This window comes from Ralstonia edaphi, assembly GCF_958350185.1.
Lineage (GTDB): Bacteria > Pseudomonadota > Gammaproteobacteria > Burkholderiales > Burkholderiaceae > Ralstonia > Ralstonia edaphi.
In genome coordinates, this window is sequence record NZ_CATWHI010000003.1 from 732,666 (window position 1) to 759,007 (window position 26,342).

At 65.7% G+C, this 26,342-nt stretch carries 18 protein-coding genes, 1 pseudogene and 1 riboswitch; of the genes and pseudogenes, 6 read left to right on the forward strand and 13 right to left on the reverse strand.

Annotated features, from left to right (window positions below):
* Positions 1 to 8: 8 nt before the first annotated feature.
* The 7 genes and pseudogenes from R2669_RS13880 to thiC form a co-directional block, all read right to left on the reverse strand.
* A pseudogene (locus tag R2669_RS13880) lies at positions 9 to 2,403 on the reverse strand (T6SS effector phospholipase Tle3 domain-containing protein).
* 170 nt (positions 2,404 to 2,573) lie between these two features.
* Entirely contained in the window at positions 2,574 to 3,053 is a 480-nt protein-coding gene (locus R2669_RS13885) for a VOC family protein (RefSeq protein ID WP_316900660.1), read from the reverse strand.
* Positions 3,054 to 3,178: 125 nt separating this feature from the next.
* On the reverse strand, positions 3,179 to 4,333 hold the full coding sequence (locus R2669_RS13890) for a thiamine phosphate synthase (protein ID WP_316900662.1): 1,155 nt from the start codon (positions 4,331 to 4,333) through the stop codon (positions 3,179 to 3,181).
* Positions 4,330 to 5,157 carry a thiazole synthase gene (locus R2669_RS13895; protein ID WP_316900664.1) on the reverse strand — a complete coding sequence of 276 codons (828 nt, stop codon included), beginning with the start codon at positions 5,155 to 5,157 and terminating at the stop codon, positions 4,330 to 4,332. The genes R2669_RS13890 and R2669_RS13895 overlap by 4 nt, the downstream gene beginning before the upstream one ends.
* Before the next feature lie 9 nt (positions 5,158 to 5,166).
* Entirely contained in the window at positions 5,167 to 5,382 is a 216-nt protein-coding gene (gene thiS / locus R2669_RS13900; protein WP_027678722.1) for a sulfur carrier protein ThiS, read from the reverse strand.
* On the reverse strand, positions 5,379 to 6,524 hold the full coding sequence (locus R2669_RS13905; RefSeq protein WP_316889025.1) for an FAD-dependent oxidoreductase: 1,146 nt from the start codon (positions 6,522 to 6,524) through the stop codon (positions 5,379 to 5,381). Before R2669_RS13905 ends, thiS begins: the two co-directional genes overlap by 4 nt.
* 14 nt (positions 6,525 to 6,538) lie before the next feature.
* Positions 6,539 to 8,434: a phosphomethylpyrimidine synthase ThiC gene (gene thiC / locus R2669_RS13910; RefSeq protein ID WP_147214971.1), complete on the reverse strand. Its 1,896-nt coding sequence runs from the start codon at positions 8,432 to 8,434 to the stop codon at positions 6,539 to 6,541.
* Between the two features lie 99 nt (positions 8,435 to 8,533).
* Positions 8,534 to 8,635: riboswitch (TPP riboswitch) on the reverse strand.
* Positions 8,636 to 8,850: 215 nt separating this feature from the next.
* On the opposite strand from thiC, the gene R2669_RS13915 reads away from it, so the two are divergent.
* Positions 8,851 to 10,011, forward strand: a complete 1,161-nt coding sequence (locus tag R2669_RS13915; protein WP_147214970.1) for an NAD(P)H-dependent flavin oxidoreductase — start codon at positions 8,851 to 8,853, stop codon at positions 10,009 to 10,011.
* Between the two features lie 74 nt (positions 10,012 to 10,085).
* On the opposite strand, the gene R2669_RS13920 is transcribed toward R2669_RS13915, so the two are convergent.
* Positions 10,086 to 15,113: a putative Ig domain-containing protein gene (locus R2669_RS13920; RefSeq protein WP_430708792.1), complete on the reverse strand. Its 5,028-nt coding sequence runs from the start codon at positions 15,111 to 15,113 to the stop codon at positions 10,086 to 10,088.
* A gap of 628 nt (positions 15,114 to 15,741) precedes the next feature.
* On the opposite strand from R2669_RS13920, the gene R2669_RS13925 reads away from it, so the two are divergent.
* Positions 15,742 to 17,403, forward strand: coding sequence for an acyl-CoA dehydrogenase family protein (locus tag R2669_RS13925; RefSeq protein WP_316900668.1), 1,662 nt, complete (start codon positions 15,742 to 15,744; stop codon positions 17,401 to 17,403).
* A gap of 323 nt (positions 17,404 to 17,726) precedes the next feature.
* On the forward strand, positions 17,727 to 18,635 hold the full coding sequence (locus R2669_RS13930) for an amino acid ABC transporter substrate-binding protein (RefSeq protein WP_316900669.1): 909 nt from the start codon (positions 17,727 to 17,729) through the stop codon (positions 18,633 to 18,635).
* Between the two features lie 306 nt (positions 18,636 to 18,941).
* Here R2669_RS13930 and R2669_RS13935 read toward each other — a convergent pair whose 3' ends face one another.
* A complete protein-coding gene (locus tag R2669_RS13935; protein WP_316900670.1) occupies positions 18,942 to 20,672 on the reverse strand; it encodes a GMC family oxidoreductase in 1,731 nt (576 codons plus the stop codon).
* 352 nt (positions 20,673 to 21,024) lie between these two features.
* Here R2669_RS13935 and R2669_RS13940 point away from each other — a divergent pair, with 352 nt between their 5' ends.
* Positions 21,025 to 22,449: a coniferyl aldehyde dehydrogenase gene (locus R2669_RS13940; protein ID WP_316900672.1), complete on the forward strand. Its 1,425-nt coding sequence runs from the start codon at positions 21,025 to 21,027 to the stop codon at positions 22,447 to 22,449.
* 58 nt (positions 22,450 to 22,507) lie between these two features.
* Complete coding sequence (locus R2669_RS13945) at positions 22,508 to 23,392, forward strand: LysR family transcriptional regulator (protein WP_316900674.1); 885 nt, start codon at positions 22,508 to 22,510, stop codon at positions 23,390 to 23,392.
* A 14-nt stretch (positions 23,393 to 23,406) separates the two neighbouring features.
* Here the strand turns inward: R2669_RS13945 and R2669_RS13950 are convergent, their stop codons facing one another.
* From R2669_RS13950 to R2669_RS13965, 4 genes are all read right to left on the reverse strand, one after another.
* Positions 23,407 to 24,105 (reverse strand): VOC family protein, encoded by a 699-nt coding sequence (locus tag R2669_RS13950; protein WP_316900869.1) that lies wholly within the window; start codon positions 24,103 to 24,105, stop codon positions 23,407 to 23,409.
* Positions 24,106 to 24,179: 74 nt separating this feature from the next.
* Positions 24,180 to 24,464: a hypothetical protein gene (locus R2669_RS13955; protein WP_260803671.1), complete on the reverse strand. Its 285-nt coding sequence runs from the start codon at positions 24,462 to 24,464 to the stop codon at positions 24,180 to 24,182.
* 460 nt (positions 24,465 to 24,924) lie between these two features.
* Complete coding sequence (locus R2669_RS13960) at positions 24,925 to 25,146, reverse strand: hypothetical protein (RefSeq protein ID WP_027678733.1); 222 nt, start codon at positions 25,144 to 25,146, stop codon at positions 24,925 to 24,927.
* Between the two features lie 109 nt (positions 25,147 to 25,255).
* On the reverse strand, positions 25,256 to 25,699 hold the full coding sequence (locus R2669_RS13965) for an acyl-CoA thioesterase (RefSeq protein ID WP_316900676.1): 444 nt from the start codon (positions 25,697 to 25,699) through the stop codon (positions 25,256 to 25,258).
* Positions 25,700 to 25,885: 186 nt separating this feature from the next.
* Between R2669_RS13965 and R2669_RS13970 the strand changes: the two genes are divergently transcribed.
* Positions 25,886 to 26,320 carry a universal stress protein gene (locus tag R2669_RS13970; RefSeq protein ID WP_316900678.1) on the forward strand — a complete coding sequence of 145 codons (435 nt, stop codon included), beginning with the start codon at positions 25,886 to 25,888 and terminating at the stop codon, positions 26,318 to 26,320.
* Positions 26,321 to 26,342 lie beyond the last annotated feature (22 nt).

A 26,342-nucleotide genomic window follows, 5' to 3' on the forward strand; every position in this document is an offset into this window, starting at 1 on the left:
TGGGTTCCTCAGGCGTAGCGTGGTCCGTCTGGCGGCATGTGGTGGGCATCGAAGCGCCCAGGGTTACGCGCATCAGGAATGCCGATGGCCTTAACTGCGCCTTGATTGGTATCCAGTAGCTCGTGTTTGGCCAGTGCGCTCCCCCGATAGAGCGCCTCTTTGGTGTTGTAGTAAGTGAACTCATCGTCCGACTCGGGATCGCGCCCCGGTGGGTACTCGTCATCGTCCATCGGCTTGCACCACCGCCAATCCGCCATCCGCCGCAACTGGTTCATCAACGGTTCATCGAAGTGGCACAGGCCCACGTCCACGTCATAGGCGAGCACATGCTCCGCATGCATGGCGTTGGTGAGGATGGTGGAGTGGTTGGTGGCTTGCGCGTCTTCGCCGTCCTTCATCAGGGCGGTGCGCTCTTGCTGTTCGAAAGCGCCAAACGTGGTGCCGCGCAGCGGTGTGGTGTTGTGCGGCGTTCATCTTCTTGACGTCGTCTTCCGCAAAGGGCGCGCCCTTCCTGGCGGTGCCGTCGTCGTTGTAGAGTTCGCGTCGCGCGCGCTGGCGCACCCCGGCGTTCTGGTCGTAGCGCATGGCGGCTTCGCTGGTGGCATTGCCGTGGCCGGTCTTGCGTTGCTCGGCGTAGGGGTCGAACTGGCCTTCAGGGATGCTCCGCTTGTGGTTCAGCGCATCGCTGGCAGATTCCTTGTGCGCGTTGAAGGGGCCGATGGTGCGCACGCCATCCGGATGTGAGGTCTCGCCGGGTCGGGGCTCGCCGTGCGGCAGGTAAACGGCCTGGGGCACGATGCCGCCGCTGGGCACCTTGGGGGCATTGACCAGCACGGTCCAGTCATCCGCTGGGTCGGCATTGACGTGGGTGGCGCCCTTGAGGGCTTGGCCAGCCCACATGATGGCTTGGATCGGAACGCCGGCTGCGCTGGCGACAAGCTTGCCCCAAATGCTCTTGCGCGAATCGCCCCAGATCCTGGCGAAGGAAACACTCGCGGTGTCAGGGGACGGCGTCCAGAAGGTGGGGTTGGTGTTCCGCGGTTTGAAGGTGCCGGTGGTGTCATCCCAACCGCTGCCCACATCGGCCGGCGTGGCGCCGATGGTGTCGTGCCAATAGCGGTAACGGTAGCCGGGTTCTGCCCCAACCTTGTACGGGGTGCCCGGCTTGGTTTGCGCCCAGACGCGTTGGAACAGAATGTCCCGGGCCCCGGTGGCTTGCACATCCTTGTCGTTCAAGCCAAGCCAGCCCATGCCTTGGACTGGTGAAACGGAGATGACGCGGTCGTGCGGGCAGCAATAGAGGAAGACGCGCCCGCGGGTCTGATGGTCGGCGCTGTCCTGGGCGGCAGTGCGCGGGGTGTCGCCATTCTGAGGGCACGCGTTGAATCCGAGCTGATCCACGGCGTGGTGGCTGTAGTGTTGGGCACGGGCCTGGAAGTGGCGCACGATGTCGAAGAAGCCCTTGAGGCCGGCAACGCGCGCGTGGTAGGTGACGCGGCCTGCGCCATCAAATTGGCTGAAGTTGTCCAGGCGACTACCGCGCAGGCTGTAAGGCGCGTTGGCGAGAACGTAGGTGTCGGCTACGCCCAATGATTGGAACTCGGGATGGTTAGCTCCGAAGTAGGCAGAAGCCAGGCCGACCATGTTGCCCTGGCTATGGCAGACGACGGTGACGGGGCAATCGCGTTCGAAGATGTCGCGGTGCAGCTCGCGGATGCGAGCGACCAGCTTGGCTAACCGCCAAGCGGCAAAGGCCTGGTAGTGGCGCGTCGGCGCGCTGTAGATTTGCCGGTCGCTGGTTTGCAGGTGCTGAAGTTCAAACAGACCGCCCAGGACTTCGCTGTCGGTACCCTTGCCGAACAGATCCGGCAGAGCGGAGGCGCCATTGACGAACGGACCGCCGCCCCAGGCGTTTTTCTCGTCGAGCAGAATATTGCCGCCCACACTGGCAAGCTCGTTTCGAACGGTGCCATCTTCTTGGACGACGTCTTCGCTGCCGGCTTTGTAGCCCCAGCGGAAACGGATGACGGGGCTGGTGCCGCTGCCCGGTTCAATGAAGGTGTTGGCTTTGAGGTCGTCAGATATATAGCCGTCTTCTGTCAGCTCGGCTGTATAGCGCATGGGGCGGAGCTTGCCGCTCTCCTTGGGGTAGGCCATTTGTTCGTCATTGCGTTGCAGGCGGGCATTGAGCCCCTTGCAAAGGCCTTCCTCTGCGGCATCGAACCATTCGCCGGTGGAGTTGACGCCATGCACGAAGATGATGACGCCGGGCAGTGGTGCGGGATAGACGACCTTGCGGCATGGGCCGCCGGGCAGGGTGATGTCCGTCACCTTGATGCCGTAGAACGAGCGGCGGCGGGCGGTGACGGGAGTTTCGGGCAGAGCCTGTTCAGGGGTAGTCATCGTGCAGGACCTCAGGGTGGAAGATGCGAATGCACACAGATCCACCAGTGTCGGAGCGTCGCGCACGAAATCGACGAGACTCAACACTCTTTGACGTCATCGCCTCCGAGGCCCGCACGAGAAAAAAAAGCGCGGCTCTCGTCCGCGCTTTTTTCTTTGCACCGCCGATGTCAGGCTGATGCCGCCGCCTGATCCTTCGTCCACTTCTCCATGCGTTTTGCCATCTCATCGGGCGCCACATCTTCGACATGCGTAGACACGGTCCACACGTGGCCGAACGGGTCTTTGAGCGTGCCGGAGCGGTCGCCGTAGAACTGGTCCACCACGGGGCGGACTTCCGTGCCGCCGGCCTTCAGCGCATTGGCAAACACGGTGTCGACGTTGGGTACGTAGATCATCATGCCGACCGACGTGCTCTGCAGCGTGTCGGGGCTGGCGCAAGCCATGTTGGGGAATTCATCGGCCAGCATGATGGGCGAATTGCCGATGCGGATTTCTGCGTGCGCGATGGTGTCGTTGGGGCCGTTCATGCGCATGATCTCGGTGGCGCCGAAGGCCTGCTTGTAGAAGTCGATGGCGCGCGCGGCGCCTTTGATGCTCAGGTACGGGGTGACGCTGTGGTAACCCTCGGGGATGGGCTGGACCGCCATGTCTTGTCTCCTGCAGCGTGTGTTGGAAAGCCGCTGCGGCAACAACCGCAGCGGCGCACGAACAGGATAGGTCAGCGAAAACCCGGGTGGGCGGCGCAAGCGCGCGGACGTGCGGCTGACGATGCTTACGCGCGCACGTGCGCCGCGAACGTCGCTTGCAATGCGTCCACCGCAGCCGGCACATCGGCCGCCTGGGTGATGGCGCGCACCACAGCCACGCTACCCACGCCGGATTCCAGCACGCGCGGCATCGCGGCCAGATCGATGCCGCCAATGGCGACCAGCGGCGGCGCCGGCACGCGCGTGCGCATGGCCGCCGCGTAGGCAAACAGGCGGCCTAGGCCCTGCGGCACGGTCGGCATGGTCTTGGTGGGCGTGGCGAACACCGCGCCCAGTGCGAGGTAGCTTGGGTTCAGCGGCGCGACGCGCAGCATTTCGGCAAAGCCGTGCGTGCTGATGCCAAGGCGCAAACCGGCCGAGCGGATTGCCACCAGGTCGGCATCGTCAATGTCTTCCTGGCCGAGGTGAATGCCGTAGATGCCGCTGCCGGGCACCTGCGCATGCACGTCGAGCGCGACTTGCCAGTGGTCGTTGATGAACAGGCGCGTGGCGCTGCCGCGTGCGGCGGCTTCTGCGCGGCGCACCTGGTCCACCACGGCTTGCGCGTCGTCCGACTTGAAGCGCAGCTGCACCGTCGGCACCTTGAGCGCGACGAGGCGCGCCACCCAGTCCGCATCCGGCACGACGGCGTAGATACCGAGCTGCGTCGGGCACGGCGCAAAGGCAAGGTCGGCTGCGGTCGGGCACGGCAACGCCGGTTCAAGCACGCGAGGCAAGGCATCGAATTGCGTCGGCCAGGCCAGCACGTCGGCATTCGCTTCCGCGACCCACGCGCGCGCCACGCACAGCGCATCGCGCGGTTCGAATGCCAGCGCGAGTGCCGCACCAAAGACGGCAACGAAGCGCGCATCGAATGCATCGCCTTGCGCCGCAGACGTGAAGCGATACATGCCGAGGCGATCGTGCACGGTGTCGATGCGCTGATCGCCTTCCACTGCCGTCAACACAACGGCCGCACCGGCGGCGCAAGCACGTTCGGCTTGCGCCGCATCCGCCGTCAGCAGAACGGTGGCGGGGCTGGTGGCTTCGTCAGCGCGGTCGGTCACGCTCCAGGCGTGCGGCGCGCGACCGAAGGCTTCGGTATGGCGATCGACGATCTGCGCAGCAAGGGCTGCGGCTTCGGGCCACGCGGCGGAGAAACGCAAGGCGGATGCACTCATGCCTGCTTCTCTTCCGCATGCCAGAACGGCAACCCAACAACCGGCGTGCTGGCCTGCGCGATATCACGCTCAGGCATCGGGCCCGACAGCCGCGCAAGGCGACCGGCCTGCGTGGCCATCGCAAACGCCTGCGCCATCGCCACCGGATCGCCGGCTTGGGCGACGGCGGTGTTGAGCAGCACGGCGTCGTAGCCCCATTCCATCACCTGCGTCGCGTGCGACGGCACACCCAGGCCCGCATCGACGATGAGCGGTACGTTGGGCAGGCGCTCGCGCAGCAGGCGCAGGCCGTACGGGTTGGTGGGCCCGCGGCCGGTGCCGATGGGTGCGGCCCACGGCATCAGCGCCTGGCAGCCGACGTCGAGCAGGCGGCGGCACAGCACGAGGTCTTCAGTGCAATACGGCAACACCTTGAAGCCGTCGCGGATCAGGCGTTCAGCCGCAGCCGGCAGCGCGAGCGTGTCGGGCTGCAGCGTGTAGTCGTCGCCGATGACTTCGAGCTTGATCCAGTCGGTCTCGAACACCTCGCGCGACATCTGCGCGAGCGTGTAGGCCTCGTCTGCGGAATAGCAGCCGGCGGTGTTCGGCAGCACGGGCACGCCGAGTTCGCGCAGCATCTTCCAGAAGCCCGCGCCGCCTTCGGGCGAGCCGGCGCTCTGGCGGCGCAGCGCCACCGTCAGCATGGCGGGGTTGGACACGCGCACCGCGTCTTCCAGCGATTGCGGCGATGGGTAGCGCGCGGTTCCGAGTAGCAGGCGCGAGGCGAAGGTTTCGTCGTAGAGGCGCAGCGGGTCAGCCACGGCGGACAGATTCGTAGTGGTCATCGAAGACTCCTAGCCGCCCACGACGGGCTGCACGAGTGCAATGCGGTCGCCTGTCTTGAGCGCGTGCTGCGCATGGCGCGCCTTGGGCACAAAGTCGCCATTCACGGATGCGGCAAACGGCGGCGCGATCTGCAGTTGCGGCGTGGCAGCACCAATGGCGTCGGCCAGCGTGCTGCCCGCAGGCAGCGCCAGCGACAGGTCGTTGAGGGTGACGTTCAGCGTCATGACAAAACAGGTTCTGGGGATGCGGCATCAGCGAACAGCGCGGGCCATTCGCAGTCGTCCGTATCGAAGGCACAGCCGTCCAGCACATCGCACGCCGCGGCCACCGCGGCTTGGGTGACGGCGGGCGCGATCATGTAGCCGTGCCGGTACAGGCCATTGACCGACAACGTGCCCGCGCCGTCCCAGCGGATGGCCGGACGGTGGTCGGGCAGCGTCGGCCGGCACTGCGTATTCAGTTCCAGCACGCGCGCCTCGCCAAACGCGGGGTGCACGGCGTAGGCAGCGGAAAGCAGTTCCAGCGTGGAGCGCACGCTTGCCGGCGACATATCGTCGGATTCGAGCTCGGTCGCGCCGATCACGTACACGTTGCCCGGCTTGGGCGCGATGTACAGCGGGTAGCGCGGATGGAGCATGCGCACCGGGCGCGTGAGCGACACGTCAGGCGCATGGATGCGCGCCACTTCGCCACGCAGGCCACGCAAGCGCGGCCATTGCGGCTTGGCGCCGAGGCCGCGGCAATCGAGCACAAGGCGCGCGCCAAGCCCTGCAGCGGCAAGCGCGTCGGGGCTCGGATCAGCAACTTCCGTGTTCCAGCGCAATTGCACGCCCAGCGCTTCCAGCTCGGTCGCCAGCGCATCCAGCACGCCGCGCGGGTCAAGCTGGCCTTCGCCTGCCAGATACAGCCCCTGCGTGAAGCGTTGCGCGAGCAGCGGCTCGAGCTGGGCGATGCCCGATGCGTCTACCGCACGCAGATCGGCGGCCACGCGCTCGGGCGGCGCGGCATTGCGCACGTGGTTGGCAAACAGCGATGCCTCACCGCGGTCTGCCGCATGCCACACGACGAGCGTGCCGGCCTCCTGGAAGAACACCGGCGTGCGAAGCTTGGGCAGCCAATCGCGCCACAGCGCCAGGCTTGCCAACCCCAAGTCCACGACAAAACGATCGGCCACGGCGGCTTCGGCCAGCGGTGCCAGCATGGCCGCGGCGACGTAGGCAGCAGCACCGCTGCCGTCGCGCGCGCCGCGCTCCACCACGGCAATGCGCGCGGGGGGCACCCCCGTTTGCGCGAGTTGCCAGGCACACAGGCGGCCAGCGAGGCCGCCGCCGAGGATCGTTACGTCAAAGGAAGTGGAAGTTGGCATTGCACCGGTTGTGGTTAGCTGTAGATCTTGCCGCCTGTCTTGCGGAACTCGATCGACTTCTCTTCCATGCCCTGGACTGCGGCTGTGGCGTTGGAATCGAGCGTGGCCGCGTAGTCGCGCACTTCCTGCGTGATCTTCATCGAGCAGAACTTCGGACCGCACATCGAACAGAAGTGCGCGATCTTGGCGCCCTCGGCCGGCAGCGTTTCATCATGGAAGGCGCGTGCCTTCTCCGGATCGAGGCCGAGGTTGAACTGGTCTTCCCAGCGGAATTCGAAGCGCGCCTTCGACAGCGCGTTGTCACGCAGCTGCGCGCCCGGCCAGCCCTTGGCAAGGTCCGCTGCGTGCGCGGCGATCTTGTAGGTGATGATGCCTTCGCGCACGTCTTCCTTGTCGGGCAGGCCCAGGTGTTCCTTGGGCGTGACGTAGCAGAGCATGGCGGTGCCGTACCAGCCGATGTTGGCCGCACCGATGCCGCTGGTGATGTGGTCGTAGCCCGGGGCGATGTCGGTCACTAGCGGGCCCAGCGTGTAGAACGGGGCTTCGAAGCAGTGCTTCAGCTCTTCGTCCATGTTGGCCTGCACGCGTTGCAGCGGCACGTGGCCCGGGCCTTCGATCATGACCTGCACGTCGTGCTCCCACGCCTTCTTGGTCAGTTCGCCCAGCGTGTGCAGCTCGCCGAATTGCGCGGCGTCGTTCGAGTCGGCAATGCAACCCGGGCGCAAGCCATCGCCCAGGCTGAACGACACGTCGTACGCCTTCATGATTTCGCAGATCTCGTCGAAGTGCGTGTACAGGAAGTTTTCCTTGTGATGCGCCAGGCACCACTTGGCCATGATCGAGCCACCGCGCGACACGATGCCGGTAATGCGGTCAGCCGTGAGCGGCACATAGCGCAGCAGCACGCCGGCATGGATGGTGAAGTAGTCCACGCCCTGCTCGGCTTGCTCGATCAGCGTGTCGCGGAACATCTCCCACGTCAGGTCTTCAGCCACGCCGCCCGTCTTGTCCAGCGCCTGGTAGATGGGCACCGTGCCGATGGGCACCGGCGAGTTGCGCAGGATCCATTCACGCGTTTCGTGAATGTGCTTGCCGGTGGACAAGTCCATGATCGTGTCGGCGCCCCAGCGGATCGCCCACACCATCTTTTCCACTTCCTCAGCCAGCGACGACGTCACCGCCGAGTTGCCGAGGTTGCCGTTGATCTTCACGCGGAAGTTGCGGCCGATGGCCATCGGCTCCAGCTCGGTGTGGTTGATGTTGGCGGGGATGATCGCGCGGCCTGCAGCCACTTCCGCACGTACGAACTCCGGCGTGATGTCTTCCGGGCGCTGCGGCAGGTTGGCGCCGTACGAGAAACCCGGATGCTGCTTGAGCAGCTGGCGGTATTCGGGCTTGTCTTGCAGCGCCTGCAGGTTCAGCGATTCGCGCAGCGCGACGTACTCCATTTCCGGCGTGATGATGCCGCGGCGCGCGTAGTGCATCTGGCTCACGTTGGCGCCAGCCTTGGCGCGGCGCGGCTTGGAGATGTGCGAGAAGCGCAGGTGCGCGGTGGCCGGGTCGTTGGCGCGCGTCTGGCCGTATTCCGACGACAGGCCCGAGAGGATTTCCGTATCGCCGCGCTCGTCGATCCACTTGGCGCGCAACGGGGCCAGACCGGCCTTCAGGTCGATGTGCACATCGGGGTCGGAGTACGGGCCCGAGGTGTCGTACACCGGCACCGGCGGGTTCAGCATCTCGCCCTTGTCGGTGCGCGTAGCCGTCTGCTTGATGGTGCGCATCGGCACGCGGATGTCCGGGCGGCTGCCGACGATGTAGGTCTTGCTGGAGGCCGGATAGGCGAACTTCTGGTCGAGCTCGGACTGCAGCGAGTCGAACGATGCGGCGGGGGCGTTTTTGGCTTGGGGCATGGTCTCGTCCTTGATTCTGTGGCCTGGTGGAGCAGGCAGTGGACGAAACCGGGAGAGGTGGCGGACCCGAAGAAAACTGATGGGTGGCTGCCAGAGACTACGCGGTGTTCTGAAACTTCCCACGCCGGTACGAACCGGATCGGGTGCGAAGGGACTCTCTCAGCCGCACGGCCCATCCGTACGGCACCCCTGTTTCATCCAACGAGGCTGAATTTAAGCACAGGGCTGCCGGCGTTGCCAGCACGAAAACCGGTGACGTGACGGTCGACGGGTCATTTCAGTCCAAACCGCCACGCAATGTGCGGCGGCGCGCACCGGCGCAGCCTGCCTTGATCTTGCGCAACCCCGCCGCGTTTCACCTATGCGACGCTCAATCCCTTTTCTATTGCATTGCGGCACGGCCGCTGGGAGTTGTCATGCTGGAGCGTCGGTTCACACTCGCGGGGCGCAGCCTCGTACCCATCGTGCAGGGCGGGATGGGCGTGGGTATTTCGGCGCACCGGCTGGCCGGCGCCGTGGCGCGCGAAGGCGGCGTGGGCACCATCGCCAGCATCGACTTGCGGCATCACCATGCAGACCTCGTCGCGGCCACCGAGAAGTCGCGCGACAAGGACGCGATCAACGCCGCCAACCTCGTCGCGCTGGACCGCGAGATTCGCGCCGCGCGTGAAGGCAGCCAGGGCAACGGCATGATTGCCGTGAACGTGATGAAGGCCGTGGAATCGCACCCGGCGCTGGTGCGGCAGGCGTGCGAGAGCGGCGCCGATGCGATCGTCATGGGCGCAGGCCTGCCGCTCGATCTGCCCGAGATGACGGCCGAGCATCCGAATGTGGCGCTCATCCCGATTCTTTCCGACTCGCGCGGCGTGGGCGTGGTGCTCAAACGTTGGATGAAGAAGTCGCGGCTGCCGGATGCGGTGGTGATCGAGCATCCGACGCATGCGGGCGGGCACCTGGGCGCGGCGCGCATTGAGGATCTGCGCGACGAGCGCTTTTCTTTCGCGCGCGTGCTGGACGAATGCCGGGAGTTGTTCATCAAGCTTGGGCTGGCGGCGGAACAGATTCCGATCATCCTGGCGGGCGGCATCGATTCGCATGCCAAGGTGAAGCACTGGCTCGACAAGGGCGCCGCTGCGGTGCAGCTCGGCACTGCATTTGCCGTGACGGAAGAGGGTGATGCGCACGTCCGCTTCAAGCGCGTGCTGACGGGTGCGGAGCAAGGCGATATCGGCGAGTTTGTCAGTGTGGCCGGTCTGCCGGCGCGGGCCGTGATGACGCCTTGGCTGTCGCGGTATCTGTCGCGCGAGAGCGCGCTGCAGGCCAAGGCCAAGGTGCGGGATTGCCTGCAGGGGTTCGATTGCCTGCAGACGTGCGGACTGCGCGATGGGATTGGCAAGGTGGGGCAGTTCTGCATTGACCTGAAGCTGGCGCAGGCGCTGCGGGGTGATGTGGAGCGCGGGTTGTTCTTCCGCGGTGCGGGCAAGCTGCCGTTTGGGGAGGCGATTCGGCCGGTGCGGGAGTTGATGCATTACTTGCTGACCGGAGAAAAACCGGCGGCGTCCTCGACGGCAAGCTGATGCGCTGAGATCGCGTCCGAAAGAAAAGCCAGCCCCAAGGCTGGCTTTTTGTTGGGCGCTGACCGCGTGTTGCCTCAGAACGGCGCAGCAAAGGTCAATCGAAGTCCCTGCTGCAAACCGCCCATCCCGGCCATCACGCTGTAGTCCAACCCAAACGTGAGCGGCCCGGTGCGGAATTTCGTTCCCAGCCCGATCTGCATCCGATCGCGCCCAAACGGCGTACCGGGCACGTAATAAGCAGGGCCCGCCGATGCCAGATCGGCATACGCCAACCCTGCGTTGCTCTGCCCATTGAAGTCGTGCTGGTACTCCACGCGCGCGAACGGCAGGAAGGTGCCCCACTTGGTCTTCTGGACGTATTCCGCACGCAGGCCGAGCGTGCCGGATACCGTCGTCACCGTCTGGTCGAAATACGTCAGCGCGTTGATGCCGGCACCCGATTCGCTGAACTGATCCAGCGTCGATTGCGAGACCGACAGGCGGCCGTAAGGCGAGATCAGCCAGGTGCGATCGCGATGCTCATAGCCGGCCGACACGGAGGCGAACACCTGCTTGCCGTTGCGTTTGCCGGTGGCGAAGTCGTTGGAGTCCGTCACCCAGCGGCGCGAGTCGAAGCTGAGCGTGCCGAAGCCGGCCACACCATCGACGAACAACGATGGCAGCGGGCGATAGCTGCCGTACAGCGCGAGGCTATAGCTGTCGCCCGTGCTCTTGGTGCCCGCGTTGCCGATGTCGGTGGAGTCACGCCCGTAGCCGAAGCCCGCGCCGATGGAGAGCTGATCGGACACGCGGTAATCCGCGCCCGCTGTCACACCGCCCGTGGTGAAGCGGAAACCGGAGCGTTGCGAGCCAGCGTTGGCGAAACCGAAGTCCAGCGTACCGGCGCTCCAGAACGCGAGGCTCGGGTCAGTGTTGTCCGGGCCCGCGGCCGCAGCGTCGGCACCGGGCAGGTCAGGGCCGGCATCTGCGTTCGACTTGTCGGCGTTGCCGTTGGCCGCATCGGTGGTGCGCTTGGCCCGTGCGAACGGCCGAACGCCCTGGCCCTCACCGCGCATGCAGGCATCGTGCGCGGAAATGCCGACCACATCCTGGCAACGCGCCTGCATGTCCACGCGCTGGCCCGGCATGGCGACTGTCAGACCGTTGCTTGACGGCGCCCGGCCGGTGCCATGCAGCGCTTCGAGACGACGGTTGTAGTTGTCGATCTGCGTGGTGGCGAAGCGGCGCGCGGCCTGGACTTGCGCGTTGATCAGGCCTGCTACATCCGGGTCGGCCGAAGGGTCCTTGCGCGGTGCAACGTTCACCTGCACGGTTGCCGGCGCCGAGGTGGCAAACGCGTTGGACAGCGTATAGGTGATGGCAGCCTGGCCGCTGTAGGTGCCCGACGGAGTGAAGTTCAGCACGTAGGTCGATGCCGCCGCAGCCGGACTCCTCACGCCTGCGGGGGTCTGCACGGCCTTCTGCACGATCGTCGCCGTACCGGCGTTGGCCGGCACCACCGATACCAGCGTCGCGCCTGTGAAGGGGCCACCCGTGGCGCCTTCGGTCAAGTCCACGCTCACCCCCTGACCCGACGACGTGATGGCCTGCTTCTGCGCCACGGCAATCGGCACCGCGTTCACGTTGACCGTCACCGGAATCGGCGCGGAAGTGCCGGCCGTATTGATCAGCGCATAGGTGAAGTTGACGGCGCCAGAGGTGGTCGGGGTTGGCGTGTAGACGATGTCCAGCCCGTTGACGACGGCAGTGCCGCTGGCGGGCGGACTGCCAATCGCGATGGACGTGAACGGACCGCCCGTTGCATTGGCCGTTGCATGCAGCGTGATCGGCACCGTCGACGTGGTGGTGGCCGTGATTGCCGGCGCGGTGCCGATCACCTGGCCGACCGTGATCGTGTAGCTGCGTGTACCGCTGTACGGGGCGCCGGTGCCGGTGCTGCTGTCGGTGGCCTTCACGGTGAAGGTGCTGCTGCCCAGCGTGGTGGGCGTGCCCGACAGAACGCCTGTGCTGGCGTTCAGGCTGAGGCCCGCGGGCAACGTCCCTGCAGACACGGCGTAGGTGTACGGCGCGGTGCCGCCGGTGGCGCTGAAGGTCTGGCTGTAGGCCGTGGTGACCTGGGCCGACGTTGCGGCCGCCGGATTCACCGTCACCGTGGGCGCACCGATGGTGACGCTGTAGGCGCGGCTAGCCGTGAAGCTGTTGGCGTCGGTGGCCGTAATGGTGAAGTTGAACGTGCCGCCTGCGGTGGGCGTGCCCGACAGCACGCCGGAGGTGTTCAGGCTCAAGCCTGTCGGCAATGCGCCCGCCGTCACGGCATAGGTGTACGGCGCGGTGCCATTGGCCGCCGTGATGGTTTGGCTATACGCCGTAGCAACGCCCGGGTTGGGCAGCGTGGCCGGCGATACCGTCACGCTGGGCGCAGCGATGGTGAGCGTATAGACACCGCTGACCGCAAACGGAGCGCCCGCCCCTGTCGAACTGTCGGTAGCGGTGACGGTAAAGCCGACCGTGCCGGCTGTGGTTGGGGTACCTGCCAGCGTGCCGGTGGCGCCGTTCCACGTCATGCTCGCGGGCATGGTGCCGCTGTTGACCACGAGGCCATAGGTGTACGGGTTCGTACCACCACTTGCCGTGAAGTTGCGGCTGTAAGCCGTGCCGGCCACACCGCTGAGAGAACCCGAGGCCGGCGTGATCACCAAGGTGGGCGACCCAATCGTCAGCGAGTAGGCGCGGCTACCCGTGTAGGGGCCGCTTCCGGTGCTGCTGTCAGTCGCGGTGACAGTGAAGTTGAACGTACCGCCGGCCGTGGGCGTACCCGACAGCGTGCCGTTGCTGGATAGCGTCAGCCCCGTCGGCAGCGAACCTGCCGTGACGGCGTACGTGTAGGGACCTGTGCCGCCGCTTGCCAAGAGGGTCTGGCTGTATGCCGTGGCGATGGTGCCGCCCGGCAACGTGCTCGGGCTGACCGAGATGGTGGCTGCGTTGACCGTCAGCGTGTACGCCCGCGCGCCGGTATAGCTGTTGGCGTCGGTGGCCGTGACCGTGAAGTTGAAGTTGCCGCCCGCCGTGGGCATACCCGTGATTGCGCCGGTGCTGCCGTTCAAGGTCAGGCCCGCTGGCAGCGCACCGGCCGTCAGCGCGTAGCTATAAGGCGCGGCACCCCCGCCAGCCGTGGCAGTCTGGCTGTAGGCGACGCCCACAGTCGCCGCAGTCAGCGTGGCGGGCGACACGGTAATGGTGGGCGCCGAGGTGGTCAGCGTGTAGGTACCAGACGTGCTGTACGGGCCCGTGCCCGTTGCGTGGTCGGTGGCAGTGATCGTGAAATTGACCACGCCCGTGGTGATGGGCGTACCGGACAACACGCCGGTACCGGTGTTGAACGAGAGGCCAGTCGGCATCGTCCCGCTATTGACCACCAGGCTATAGGTGTACGGCGCCTGGCCGCCACTGCCTGCGAAGGTCTGGCTGTACGCCACGCCGGCTGAAGCGCTGAGACTGCCCGATGCCGGTGTGATCGCCAACGTGGGCGCATTGACCACCAGCGAATAGGCGCGGCTACCCGTGTACGGGCCGCTACCGGTACTGCTATCGGTGGTGGTCACGGTGAAGTTGAACGTGCCGCCTGCCGTGGGCGTACCCGACAGCACGCCGCCAGAACTGAGCGTGAGGCCCGCCGGCAACGCTCCTGACGTGATGGCGTAGGTGTAGGCCGCCGTACCGCCGCTGGCCGTTATCGTCTGGGTATATGCCGTAGCAACCGTGGCATTGGGCAGTGCGGACGGCGAGAGCGTGATCGTCGGCGCAGCGATGGTCAGCGTGAGCGTGCCGCTGGTCGCTGTGAATGGACCGGTGCCTGTGCTGCTGTCGGTGGCCGTCACGGTGAAGTTGAACGTACCGCCCGCCGTGGGCGTGCCCGAAAGCGTGCCATCGCTGGCCAGCGAGATGCCCGCTGGCAACGCACCCGACGCGATGGCGTAGGTATAAGGCGCCGTGCCGCCGCTGGCCGAAGCCAGCGTTTGGCTATAAGCCGTACCCACCGTGCCGGCTGCAGGCGACGACGGCCCATACGTGACGGTCGGATTCGACACGGTGACCGTCACGGTGGCCGGCGCCGACGTGCCGCCCGTATTGGTAGCCGTGTAGGTGAATGAGTCCGAGCCAGAGTACGACGCGTTGGGCGTGTAGGTGATTGACGTGCCCGACGCGGTGGCTGTGCCGTGCGCTGCCTGCGTTCCGACAGCCACCCCGGTCGGCGCGCCGCCGGTGATGTTCAGCGTGACGGGGTTGCCTGTACTGCCGTGTGCAACGGTGGTGCTGACCGCGTTCGCAACGGGAGGCGCCACAAAGGTGTATTGGTCGGCGGCGCTGGTGGTGCTGGTGCCGCTATCGTTCGTCACGGTGATGTCAACGGTACCGGCCGCCCCTGCGGGCGCGGTGGCTGTGATCGACGTGGCGCTGTTGACGCTGAAGCTGCTTGCGTTGGTCGCGCCAAACTTGACCGCCATGGTGCCGGCGAAATTCGTGCCGGTGATGTTGACCAAGGTGCCGCCGGCGGTCGGGCCTGAGCTCGGCGAAACGCTCGTCACTGTGGGTGCAGTTGAGATGACAGTGATGCTGACGATACCGTTAGGCACCCACGTGACGCCGTCATTGCTCGTGTAGAACATGGCGGTATCGGTGCCGCTGAAGTTGTTCGGCGGGGTGTATACGAAACCACTGGTAAACGGATCGCCCGAGGGCGGTACCGAACCGCTGTAGATGGCGATTGTGCCGCCTTGGGCGGTCGCCTTGAGAACGGCCGGGCTGGTTGAATTGTTCGTACCGCCGACAGCATCGTAAGCAATGCCGGCCAGGAAGGGGTCGCAGTTGTTCGTGTCCGCGCCCGTAAAGACATAGGACTTCTGCACATTCATGTTGGTCGCGAATGTGACGGTGCAGGCGGCGGCGAGCGCTGCTTGCGACAACACCGCCAGCCAGATCGCCAGCACAGCCAGCAAGCCCCGGCGCAGCCATGCCCGACCGTGCGCCTGCAGACAACGAAACATTGACCATCCGGCGACCCCCCGCCGGTCAAACGGGCTGTTTTGTGTCAGCACGCGCATTTCTCCCTCGTTCCGGCCCGCTGTCTTGCGAGCTTTTTCTCTCGAGCGTTCTTGTGAAATTCAGAGCCTGGCTGCTGCCAGGCACTCCCCCTTCACAGGGGAATAGCGCGTGGGATTTGCACACCGGCACTCCATTGCATGCCGATAATCTGCGCAATGGCTGCGTGTTATCCCTTGGAAATCCCCCGTCAGATCAGCGCAGTCTTTCTTATTTATTTTGACTGACACATTGATCCGGACGGGATGCTAAGAAAAGCCTCCCCTTCCGTCAACACCGGCCGGCGGACAAACCGTTGCCAGACAAGGATTTTCTGGGATTTTTCCCCTTCATATCGCGGCCGCGTCTCCTTAAAAGAACGCATATTGAGACGGCATGACCGGGCAGTGAGACACAGAGACCATTCATCACCAAAAATATCGGACACCGATCATTTTTGAATTTTCGAATTAGAAAGCGCCAATGAGTCTTGGGCTAAATAAATCCGGCTCTTCGAATTTTCCACCAGGAGGATGGGGCGGCCCTGCAAGCGGAATGAGGACCGCGTATGGAAATCCCCCTCCACCCACCCCAGCGCGCGGTGGTCTACCATGGCCCACACACCAAAAGCACCACGCCAGGAGACTCCCAATGCCCACAGAGGCCACCCACCGCGTCTTCAACCAGGTCCCGGACCTGACCGGCTTCAACCCCTTCACGTCCGACACCACGCTGCAAGGCGCGCTCGAACGCCTGGGCGGTGGCTGGAACGCCAGCGCGCTGCAAGCCTTCGGCGACCAGCTCGGCGCACCCGAGACGCTGCAGTGGGCCGCCGAGGCCAACACCTATCACCCCGAACTCCACACCCACAGCCGCACCGGCGAGCGCATCGACGCCATCCGCTTCGACCCGGCCTGGCACGCGTTGCTCGGCTTGATGCGCAGTCAGGGGCTGCAGGCGCTGCCGTTTGCCGACCCGCGCCCGGGCGCCTGGGCCGCGCGCACCGCCGGTTATTTCATGCAGGCACAGATCGAATCCGGCACGCTGTGCCCGGCGACGATGACGTTCGCCAGCATTCCCGTACTGCAGAAAGAAACCGCGCTGTTTGCCGACCTGGGGCCGCGTCTCTATGCCCGCGAACACGATGCACGCGATCTGCCGTGGCGCCAGAAAACCGCCATCCTCGTCGGCATGGGCATGACCGAAAAGCAGGGCGGCTCCGATGTGCGCAGCAACACCACGGTGGCAATACCCTTGCGTGGCGAAGGCCGTGGCGCAACGTACGCCATCACCGGCCACAAGTGGTTTTTCTCTGCGCCGATGTGCGATGCGCACCTGGTGGTCGCGCGCATGGGCGCAGAAGACGGGCCGCTGTCGTGCTTCTTCGTGCCGCGCTTTCGCGATGACGGCAGCAAGAACCCGATCCAGATCCAGCGTCTGAAAGACAAACTCGGCAACCGTTCGAACGCGAGCAGCGAAGTCGAGTTTCGCGGCGCGGAGGGCATCCTCATCGGCGAGGAAGGGCGCGGCATTCCGACCATCATCGAGATGGCGACGCACACGCGGCTCGATTGCGTGATCGGCAGCGCGGCCATCCTGCGCCACGCGCTGATGCAGGCGCTGCACCACGCGCGCCATCGCATGGCATTCGGCCGCCTGCTGGCGGACCAGCCGCTGATGCGCAATGTGCTGGCCGATCTGGCCCTGGAATCGCAAGCCGCGACCTTGCTGATGATGGAACTGGGCAACGCGTTCGAGCGCGCCGATGTCGATCCGCTCGCGGCGGCGTGGAAGCGCATCGTCACGCCCGCCGCCAAGTTCTGGGTCTGCAAGCGCACCATCGAAGCGACCGGCGAGGCGATGGAGGTCTGGGGCGGCAACGGCTACGTGGAAGAAGGCCCGATGGCGCGCCTGTATCGCGAAGCGCCGGTCAATTCCATCTGGGAGGGCTCGGGCAACGTGATGTGCCTGGACGTGCTGCGTGCCATCGCCCGCACGCCCGACGATGCGCTGCGCCTGGTGCACGACATTGGCGAGCGCGCGCAGGGCCATCGTGCCGTGCGCGCCGAGCTGGCCGCGCTGCAGGCGATGCTGCATCAGCCGGGCGATATCCAGGAAACGTCAGCGCGCCGCATCGCGCAGGGGCTGGCGCTCACCGCGCAGGCGGCGCTGATGCTGGCCCACGCCCATCCGGACGACGCGGAGCGCTTCATCGCCAGCCGCTTCCATCATCAGCATGGCCGTGTGTTCGGCACGCTCGACGGGCACGCGCAGGAGCTTGGCGCGGTGCTGCAGCGCGCGTGGCCCGTGTAGCGCAAACCCGGGAGGCGGCCTTACGTGAGCGCACGCTTTCGTACAACACCAAAAACCACGGGCCGACGTCGGGCCGTTTATCCCCGCACCGAACAGGTGCTTGAGGGTATACCCGCAAGCAGCGCATAATGCGCGCCCATGGCGGCGCGTGACATTGCTTCACGTTTTGGCATTCCCCGGGGGGAGTGACGGCGCGCCCCAGCCAATGCTGCGCAGTCCGGCGGGTGTCGCCAGGCAATCGATTGCGCACACCGCCGCGTCGATAGGGCCCCGATGCGGTCGGCTGGCCATTAGAAGCCCGAACCTCTCCTAGGACTTTGACGATGCCGTTCGCTGCGCGCACGTGGCTGCTGGCCGCGCTTGCCGTTCCCGCTGCTGTTTCCGCCACATTTTTCTCTCCCGATGTTGCTGCCGCCACCCCGACGCTCGATCGCATCCGCGACTCCGGCACGGTGCATGTGGGGTATCGGGAAGACTCCATTCCCTTTTCGTATCTCGATGGCACGAAGCCGGTCGGCTACGCCATCGACATCTGCTCGCGGCTGATCGACTCGCTGCGCACGTCGCTCAAGCGCCCCGACCTGAAGGTGCAGTACGTGCCCGTCACGGCTGCCAACCGCCTGGACGTGATCGCCACGGGCAAGGCCGACCTGGAATGCGGCTCGACGAACAACTCGCCGGAGCGCCGGCAGAAGGTGGCCTTCACGATCCCGCACTACATCACCAAGGGCCGCATGCTGGTGAAGACCAGCTCGCCGATCCAGCAATGGGAAGACCTGAACGGCAAGACGGTGGTGGCCGCGCGCGGCTCGACCAATGCCGACCTCGCACGCAAGCTCAACGAAACGGGCATGACGATGCAGGTGGTGGATGCCAACGACCTGCGCAGCGCGTTTGCAATGCTGGCCGATGGCCGCGCCAATGCGTTTGCGGGCGACGACATCCTGCTCTCGGGCATGCGCGCCACGGCCAAGAACCCGGCGGACTACCGCCTGGCGGGCAAGACGCAGCTCGTGTCGTCGTACGCGATCATGCTCAGCAAGCAGGACCCGGAGTTCAAGAAGCTGATCGACCAGTCGATGACGCGGCTGATTGTCGACGGCGAGGTGCCGAAGCTCTACAAGAAGTGGTTCCAGCAGCCGATTCCGCCGAATGGGGTGAATCTGGAGGTGCCGATGAGTTATTTGTTGCGGGATTCGTTTAATACGCCTACGGATAGTGCGGGGAACTGAGGCGGGCACTGTTTCCCCTGGCGGGGTGGGCGTTTGTGGTGCATCCCTTGTTTCGTCCCCTGCCGGGGCTGACTCACTTTTCTTTGTCTTGCCAAAGAAAAGTAAGCAAAAGAAAGGCGCGCCCGAGATGGCGACTTCCCCTCGAATTTATGTCGCAGAGAGGGGAAGGGAAAAACTCGCTGCGCTCAGACAGTTTCCCTTCCTTTTTCCTCTCTGCAACAGAAATTCAAGGCGCCATCTAGGGCTCCAACGGCCACACCATCGGTGTGCGGAGGGCGGCGGTGCGGTTCGTCGCCCTGGTCGTTTTTAGTGCACTTCCGCGGGCGCGGCTTGCGCGGGGATGCTGCTCACCACATTCAGCGTGGGGCGTCCGCCTTGGCGCATCAGGTCTGCGGCGCGCTCGGCAATCATGATGATTGGGGCGTTGGTGTTGCCACCAATCAGCGTCGGCATGACTGAGCCGTCGATCACGCGCAGGCCTGTCAGGCCGCGCACGCGCAGTTCGGGGTCGACCACGGCCATGCCATCGTCGGCGCTACCCATCTTGCAGGTGCCGACGGGGTGGTAGATGGTGTCGGCGTGCTGGCGGATGAGGGCGCGCACGGCTTCGTCGTCGGAGCCGTCGCCGCGGATGTTTCCGGAATACAGCTCACGCCCGCCGAGGTCGGCCAGCGGACGCTGCGCGAAGATGCTCTTCACGGCGCGGAAGCCGGCGAGCATGCCGGCCATGTCCTCGGGGTCAGAAAGGAACTTTGGATCGATCAGTGGGGCGTCGCGCGTGTCGGCGGAGGCCAGGCGCACTTCGCCGCGGCTCTTCGGGCGCAGCACGCAGACGTGGCACGAATAGCCGTGGCCATAGTTGAACGTGCGGTTGTGGTTGTCAGCCATGGCGACCACGAAGTGCAGTTGCAGATCGGGATCGGCCAGATCGGGCCGGCTCTTGATGAAGCCGCCGGCTTCGGCAAAGTTGGTGGCCAGCATGCCGCGACGCTCGCGCCGGTAGCGCAGGATCTGGCCCAGCATATGCGCGCTGCCGCGTGCGGAATAGCCGATCAGATCCAGGTTGAAGACCTTCTTGTGCAGGATGATGTCGAGGTGATCCTGCAGGTTCTGGCCGACGCCGGGCAGGTCGTGCACGACGGGAATGCCGAGCGAGCGCAGATGCTCCGCCGGGCCCACGCCCGAAGCCATCAGCAATTGCGGCGAGCCGAACGCGCCCGATGAGACGATCACCTCGCGGCGCGCGCGCAGCGTTTCTGTGCGGCCCGCACGCTCCACCACCACGCCCGCCGCACGCTTGCCGTCGAACACGATCCGCAGGGCCTGCGTGTCGGGCATCACCGTCAGCTGGCGGCGGTTGCGGCTGAAGGTGACGTCGGCCTTGTCCCCGCCATGCAGGTAGGCGCGCGCGGCATTCCAGCGCTCGCCGTTGTATTGCGTGACCTGGTACGGGCCGACGCCTTCCTGCTCGGGGCCGTTGAAATCGTTGTTGCGCCGGTAGCCTGCGGCCACGCCGGCCTCCACAAAGCGTTGTGCGATGGGGTTGCCGGTGCGCAGGTCGCTCACGTGCAGCGGGCCGGTGCCGCCGTGCAGCGCGTCGTCGTCGCGGCCGGCAAAACGCTCGTTGCCTTCGGAGCGCTTGAAGTAAGGCAGCACGTCGTTCCAGCTCCAGCCGGTGCAGCCGAGTGCGGCCCAGTGGTTGTAGTCGCTCGGCGTGCCGCGGATGTAGATCATCGCGTTGAGCGAAGAACTGCCGCCCAGGCCGCGCCCGCGCGGCTGATAGCCCTGGCGGCCGCCCAGCCCGGCTTGCGGCACGGTCTGGAACCCATAGTTGCGCTTGTTCTTGAACGGCAGCGACGCCGCGCATCCGGCCGGCACCCAGACTGACAGGTGATGATCGTGCGGGCCGGCTTCGAGCAGCGCAACGGTCACGTCCGGGTCTTCGGTCAACCGGCTGGCGAGCGCGCAACCGGCCGAACCGGCGCCAACGATGACGTAGTCGAAGGTGAGGGCCGAGGTGGGCAAATCGGTGGCCATGGATGTCTCCGTATGGGTTTTTTATTGGGCGAGCGACGCCGCCGGCTGTCTGCCGGTCACGAACTCACATCCTAGGCGCCATGGGTTGTTTCAAACGGCCGGGCTTACCCGCATTAGAGGCATCGTTCGATGTCACGCAGCAAACCAGCGCGCCGCCGCCCACAAACCCTTGTCCGGGTAGCGATGGCGAGATGCCGCAATGCAGCAATTCCGCGCTGGCACACGGTTGCGTGGGCCTCGGCAAGCCTGGCATGCGGCACACGGCAGAGCCGTATCAGCCCGTCGCAGAAGCGCGTGGCGACCATACTGCTTTGCAATTGCACCGATCCGCCGACCTTGTCAGGAGCCCCCCATGCAACCTGCCGACCTGCCCGCCCCGCACATGCTGCGCATGCAGCAGACCTTCGAGGCCATGCGCGCCGCGCACCAGGCCGACATGCTGCCCGCCTGGCCCGTGCGCCGAGACCGCCTGATGCGTCTCAAGCGCCTTGTCATGGACAACCGCGAGGCCATCGCCCAGGCGGTCAGCGCAGACTTCGGCAATCGCTCGCGGCAGGAAACCGAGTTGCTGGAGATCTTCCCGAGCGTAGACGGCATCAAGCACGCGCTGTCGCACGGCAAGCGCTGGATGCGCGTGCAGCGACGCGGCGTGAGCCTATGGTTCCGGCCGGCCAGCACGCGACTGATTCCGCAGCCGCTGGGCGTGGCGGGCATCGTCGTGCCGTGGAACTACCCGATCTACCTGACCATCGGGCCGCTGGTCTCCGCACTGGCGGCGGGCAACCGGGCGATGGTCAAGCTCTCGGAATACACGCCGCGCTTTTCCGCCCTGTTTGCCGACCTGGTCGAGCGCAGTTTTGCCGCCGACGAAGTGCGCGTCATCAATGGCGATGCGGCGGTGGCCGAGGCCTTCTCGCGGCTGCCGTTCGACCACCTGCTGTTCACCGGCTCCACCAACATCGGCCATCACGTCATGCGCGCGGCCGCCGACAACCTCACGCCCGTCACGCTGGAGTTGGGCGGCAAATCGCCCACGCTGATCGGGCCGGATGCGGACTTTGACCGCGCGGTAGAGCGCACGCTGGTGGGCAAGCTGCTCAACGCCGGGCAGACCTGCGTGGCGCCCGACTACGTGCTGCTGCCGGCCGGCACCGAACAGCGCTTCATCGATGCCGCACGCAAGCTGGTCGGCAAGATGTACCCCGACATGGCGCGCAACCGCGATTACACAACGCTCATCAGCCCGCGCCACTTCCAGCGCATGGTCAGCCTGGCCGACGAGGCCCGCGAGCAGGGCGCGCAGGTGCTGCCGCTCGCCAACGTTGCGCCCAACGACGCCACGCGCCTGTTCCCGCCCGCGCTCATTACCGGCGGCACCGACGACATGCGCGTCATGCAGGAAGAGATCTTCGGCCCGCTGCTGCCGCTGGTGCCGTATCGCACGCTGGACGAGGCAATCGACTACATCAACGCGCGCCCGCGCCCGCTCGCGCTGTACGTGTTCGAGCGCAGCAACAGCACCATCGACCGCGTGATGAGCAGCACCATCGCCGGCGGCGTCTGCATCAACGAAACCTTGCTGCACGTGGCGCAAGACGACCTGCCCTTTGGCGGCGTGGGCGCCAGCGGCATGGGCGCGTACCACGGCATCCACGGGTTCGAGCGGTTCTCGAAGATGAAGCCGGTGTTCAAGCAGGCCCGGCTGAATGGGCTGGGCCTGTTCCGCGCGCCGTACGGCAAGACGTTCGAGACGATGATGAAGCTCTTGGTGCGCTGACAAGTCATTAGCAGCGATGAGGTTTTTGCGGCCAAGCATTAGCTTCTAGAATGCAGCGATGGCCAAGAACCTCGACATCACCCTTGTCCGCACCTTCATTGCCGTGGCGGAAAACGCCAGCATGACGGTGGCGGCCAACGCGCTGCACCTCACGCAGGGCGCCATCAGCCAGCAGATTAAGCGGCTCGAAGACGCCTTCGAATGCCGCCTGTTCGAACGCGACGGCCGGCGGCTCGAACTCACCCACGCGGGTGAACGGTTCCTCGGCCGCGCCAAACGCCTGCTCGCCCTCAACGACGAAATCTGGGCCGACATGGCCGCACGCCCGCTGCAGGGGCCGGTGCGCCTGGGCGTGCCTTACGACCTGGTCGGCACCGTTTTCCCGCCGATCTTCAAGGCGTTTACCGAAGCGTGGCCGTCGGTGGAATTGACCATCGTCTGCGGCACCTCACCCGAGCTGGCGGAGGGCATTGCGCGCGGCGAGCTGGACGTCGCCGTGGTCGAAGCGCCGGTGGATGAGGCCGCGGGCGAATGCCTGTGCGTGGAGCGGCTGGTGTGGGTCGGCCCGCGCGGCGGCAATGTGCATGCGAAGCGGCCGCTGCCACTGTCGATGGTGGATGAAAGCTGCGCCTTCCGCGCCCGCGTGCTCAAGGCCCTGGGCGAGCACGGCATCGAATGGCGCACGGTGTTCGAGAGCGGCAACATCGAAGCGACCACCGCCACGGTCCGCACCGGGCTGGCCGTCACGGCATGGCTGACGCCGACGGTGCCGGCGGACTTGGACATCCTCGGGCCCGAAGCCGGCCTGCCCGAACTGCCGATGTTTGCGATCAGCCTGCTGCTGCCGGCGCAAGGCGCGAGTGCGGCGGCGCTGGCGTTGGCGCAGTGCGTGCGCGACGGATTCTCAACGCGGCAACGTGTGGCGGAGCGGCGCGCCGCCTGACCCGTGAACGGCGGTTAGAGGCCGCCGCCTTCGATCTGCACGCGCCCATTTGGCGTATCAAGCACAAGCGTCAATCCGGGCCGCGCCGCATCGGCTAATTCGACAGATCGGTTCTCCGCGGCCACAGCCTCCCAGCCGAGCCGCTGAAGCTTCTCGCGGAGAGCGGGCATCTCCGGATGCGCGAGTTGGAATTGGATCAGGCGCAGCCCAACATCCTGCATCCTGCCGGCTGGGCTTTGGCCGCCCGCCCAGTCGATGAGTGCGGGCCAGCATCCGTCCAATTCCGCTTCACCGTCTCTGCGGTGAAAGAAGTGCCATCGCAAATCGCCACGCGTCACTTCAAGCAACTCGTGCTGCGGTAATTCGCTCGCGTTGCGCGCCAGATCAGGAACGCTCGCGACCCATCCGAACAACCGGGGCGCCTCTTCCAATGTGCCTTCCCGCATCAGGCGGTCCAGCGCAAACCAGCGCGTCCTGTTGGGCGTTGCGGCGTCCGGGTCGATGGCGATGAACTCCAGAAAGACGCCGGGCGCAATCCGCGTAACGAGGTTGTGCGTGCCCATCAAGGGATGCTTGCCGCCAGCAGGCAGCGACACGCCAAACCGCTGCAAGGCATACGCCTGCGCCTGCTCAAGCGATTGCGCCGCAAAGGCAATGTGATCGAGCTTCAAGATGGCTCCCGCTGTATCCGTCTCAAATGAGAGGGCCAGCATGCCACAGCGCCTTCCACGACGTTGCAGCGTGGTACCGGCATCCCCGCCCGTCTCGGGGATGCGTCTGCGTGTTGTTATGCGGCGGTGACCTGCCGTCGCTCGATGGCGGCCAATACCTCCCACGTGCGCGGGTCCACGTCGCTCCCCCCGAGCGACATCGACAGATACGCGTCGATGGCATCGATAAAGCCTTTCACGAAGGCCGGTGGATACGCGTGTTCCGAGAAGTACGTGAGCTGCTCGCGCAGCCTGCCGGGCCGGCAATGACCGGCGTCGTGCATGACGCTGCGCGTGCGGCACAGAAACGCGCGCGCCGAGACTGCGCCGTCAAGGTAGAGGCGGTTCTTGGTCAGCGACATGCGGCACCTCCCGGTTGCGGGGGAAGCCTGCAGCGCCAAGGCGGAGGGGAAGGGTAAGACGCGGGGCGATGCCCGCTGAGTGCGGTAGCCATGTGGCCTCCTGTGGTGATTGCAGGAGACCCGCCATTCGCTGCGAAACGAGGGTGGCGGGCCTGACGACAGGGTTCGCAGACCGGCCACCACAGGAAACCGGCAGACCCGAAGGTCTCCCTGCCCGGCCCGCCGCAAAAAAAAGCATAGGCGTGCGCAAGCACCGGACATGAAAACGCCGCGCGAAAGGCGGCTGTCCGTCTGTGGTGAGCGTGGACGGGCTGCGAAACCCGATCACCGTTGGTGCGGTGACGGTGGGGATTATAGGTGCCCATATGGCGGTAAGGACTCGCCTCGAACGCAGGGCACCAAAAAACAAAAACCCCGCCAACCGGCGGGGTCCCCCAAATCCTTTTGAGCCTGCGAGCAATCAAGCCTGCGGCGCAGCCCCATCTTCCGGAGCCGCCTCGGCGCCTTCGGCCTTGGCTTCGTCCTTCTTTTCCAGCATCTCTTCCAGCGCGCCAGCGCCCTTGAAACCGGCGACCGCGGCAACGGCCTTGGTCAGCAGGCCGGCATCCGGATCGACCTTCTCGGCGGCTTCAACGGCGGCGACGGCGCCGGCGATCTTGCCCACTTCATCCAACAGCCCCATGGTCACCTCCGCGTGATTGAACGGGAGAGCCATCTTGCTCCCGGCCAGGGGCGCAAGTGCAAGCAAAGTTAAAAAATTTTCGGAGGCGTTCGTTTGCGTACGCCGCGCATCACTCCGCTTCGGCGCCGGCAGGGGCAGCGGTGAGCGCAGCCAGGCGCTGGCGAGCGCTATCGGTAATCGGAGTCGATTGGCGAGTCGCCACGTCGATCTGCACGATCACCGATTGCGAGGTGGCGGCGCATTGGCCGTTCTGGAAGATGGCCTGCTCCAGCTTGACCGAGCTGCGCCCGACGCTCGCCACACGCGTGCCGATCTGCACCGAACCCGGCCAGAGAATTTCGTTGCGGAAGTCGAGCACGAGCTGCGCGATGACGAACTCGCAGCCGGGCGCGGCCAGCGGGTTGTCGGGCGTGAAGAGCATTTCCACGCGGCCGGTCTCCAGGTACGTGGCGAAGACGGCGTTGTTGATGTGGCCCTGGCGGTCGGTGTCGCCGTAGCGAAGCTTGTCGGTCGAATGCAGCGGGTAATCGGAAAGTGATGGAGTGGTCGTCATGAGGGGGCGCGAGCTTGCGGGTCAACTTGCGCATTCTGCCTGCCTTCCTGTGCAAGCGCTGACTGCGCGACCGCACCACAGCGCTTACGTTGACTCGTATCAACGCGTGGTTTTCAGCAGCGCTTACGTTGGAAGCAGATACCGGCCGCGCACAAGGTGCGGCCGCAGACATGGCAAGGAGGCCACATGAAAACCCTGGTACTGGCGACGGACGGATCGACCTATTCCGATGCGGCAGCGCGTTGCATTGCAAACAAGACCCTCTTCGGCAGCGATGTGACGGTGCACGTTGTGCACTGCATGCCGGACCTGTCTGGCGACATCAAATCGCTCGTGGGCAAGGCAGAGGTTGACGCGTGGTACGCGGAGGAAAGCACCGGCGCCATGGCTTCGGTCTGTTCGATCCTGGGTGCCGCCGGCGTGCCGTTCGAGCAGCACGCACTGGTGGGTTTTCCACCGGATCGCATCGTGCACCACGCGCAAAGTGCGGGGGCGGCGGCCATCGTCATGGGCTCGCACGGGCGCGGCGTATTCGTCGAGGCGTTGATGGGCTCGGTGGCAGGCCGGGTGCTTGCCCATGCCGAATGCCCCGTGGTGCTGGTGAAGGCGCCCAAGGCTTGATGGTGGCGGGGCGGCTGCAGCG

What these genes read in the sequence shown, in the direction of transcription:
- R2669_RS13885 (WP_316900660.1), bottom strand. Translation starts at nt 3,053, where the DNA reads ATGGCGGTCCAGCCCATCCCCGAGGGTTACCACAGCGTCACCCCGTAC.
- R2669_RS13890 (WP_316900662.1), bottom strand. Translation starts at nt 4,333, where the DNA reads ATGAGTGCATCCGCCTTGCGTTTCTCCGCCGCGTGGCCCGAAGCCGCA.
- R2669_RS13895 (WP_316900664.1), bottom strand. Translation starts at nt 5,157, where the DNA reads ATGACCACTACGAATCTGTCCGCCGTGGCTGACCCGCTGCGCCTCTAC.
- thiS (WP_027678722.1), bottom strand. Translation starts at nt 5,382, where the DNA reads ATGACGCTGAACGTCACCCTCAACGACCTGTCGCTGGCGCTGCCTGCG.
- R2669_RS13905 (WP_316889025.1), bottom strand. Translation starts at nt 6,524, where the DNA reads ATGCCAACTTCCACTTCCTTTGACGTAACGATCCTCGGCGGCGGCCTC.
- thiC (WP_147214971.1), bottom strand. Translation starts at nt 8,434, where the DNA reads ATGCCCCAAGCCAAAAACGCCCCCGCCGCATCGTTCGACTCGCTGCAG.
- R2669_RS13915 (WP_147214970.1), top strand. Translation starts at nt 8,851, where the DNA reads ATGCTGGAGCGTCGGTTCACACTCGCGGGGCGCAGCCTCGTACCCATC.
- R2669_RS13920 (WP_430708792.1), bottom strand. Translation starts at nt 15,113, where the DNA reads ATGCGCGTGCTGACACAAAACAGCCCGTTTGACCGGCGGGGGGTCGCC.
- R2669_RS13925 (WP_316900668.1), top strand. Translation starts at nt 15,742, where the DNA reads ATGCCCACAGAGGCCACCCACCGCGTCTTCAACCAGGTCCCGGACCTG.
- R2669_RS13930 (WP_316900669.1), top strand. Translation starts at nt 17,727, where the DNA reads ATGCCGTTCGCTGCGCGCACGTGGCTGCTGGCCGCGCTTGCCGTTCCC.
- R2669_RS13935 (WP_316900670.1), bottom strand. Translation starts at nt 20,672, where the DNA reads ATGGCCACCGATTTGCCCACCTCGGCCCTCACCTTCGACTACGTCATC.
- R2669_RS13940 (WP_316900672.1), top strand. Translation starts at nt 21,025, where the DNA reads ATGCAACCTGCCGACCTGCCCGCCCCGCACATGCTGCGCATGCAGCAG.
- R2669_RS13945 (WP_316900674.1), top strand. Translation starts at nt 22,508, where the DNA reads ATGGCCAAGAACCTCGACATCACCCTTGTCCGCACCTTCATTGCCGTG.
- R2669_RS13950 (WP_316900869.1), bottom strand. Translation starts at nt 24,105, where the DNA reads ATGCTGGCCCTCTCATTTGAGACGGATACAGCGGGAGCCATCTTGAAG.
- R2669_RS13955 (WP_260803671.1), bottom strand. Translation starts at nt 24,464, where the DNA reads ATGTCGCTGACCAAGAACCGCCTCTACCTTGACGGCGCAGTCTCGGCG.
- R2669_RS13960 (WP_027678733.1), bottom strand. Translation starts at nt 25,146, where the DNA reads ATGGGGCTGTTGGATGAAGTGGGCAAGATCGCCGGCGCCGTCGCCGCC.
- R2669_RS13965 (WP_316900676.1), bottom strand. Translation starts at nt 25,699, where the DNA reads ATGACGACCACTCCATCACTTTCCGATTACCCGCTGCATTCGACCGAC.
- R2669_RS13970 (WP_316900678.1), top strand. Translation starts at nt 25,886, where the DNA reads ATGAAAACCCTGGTACTGGCGACGGACGGATCGACCTATTCCGATGCG.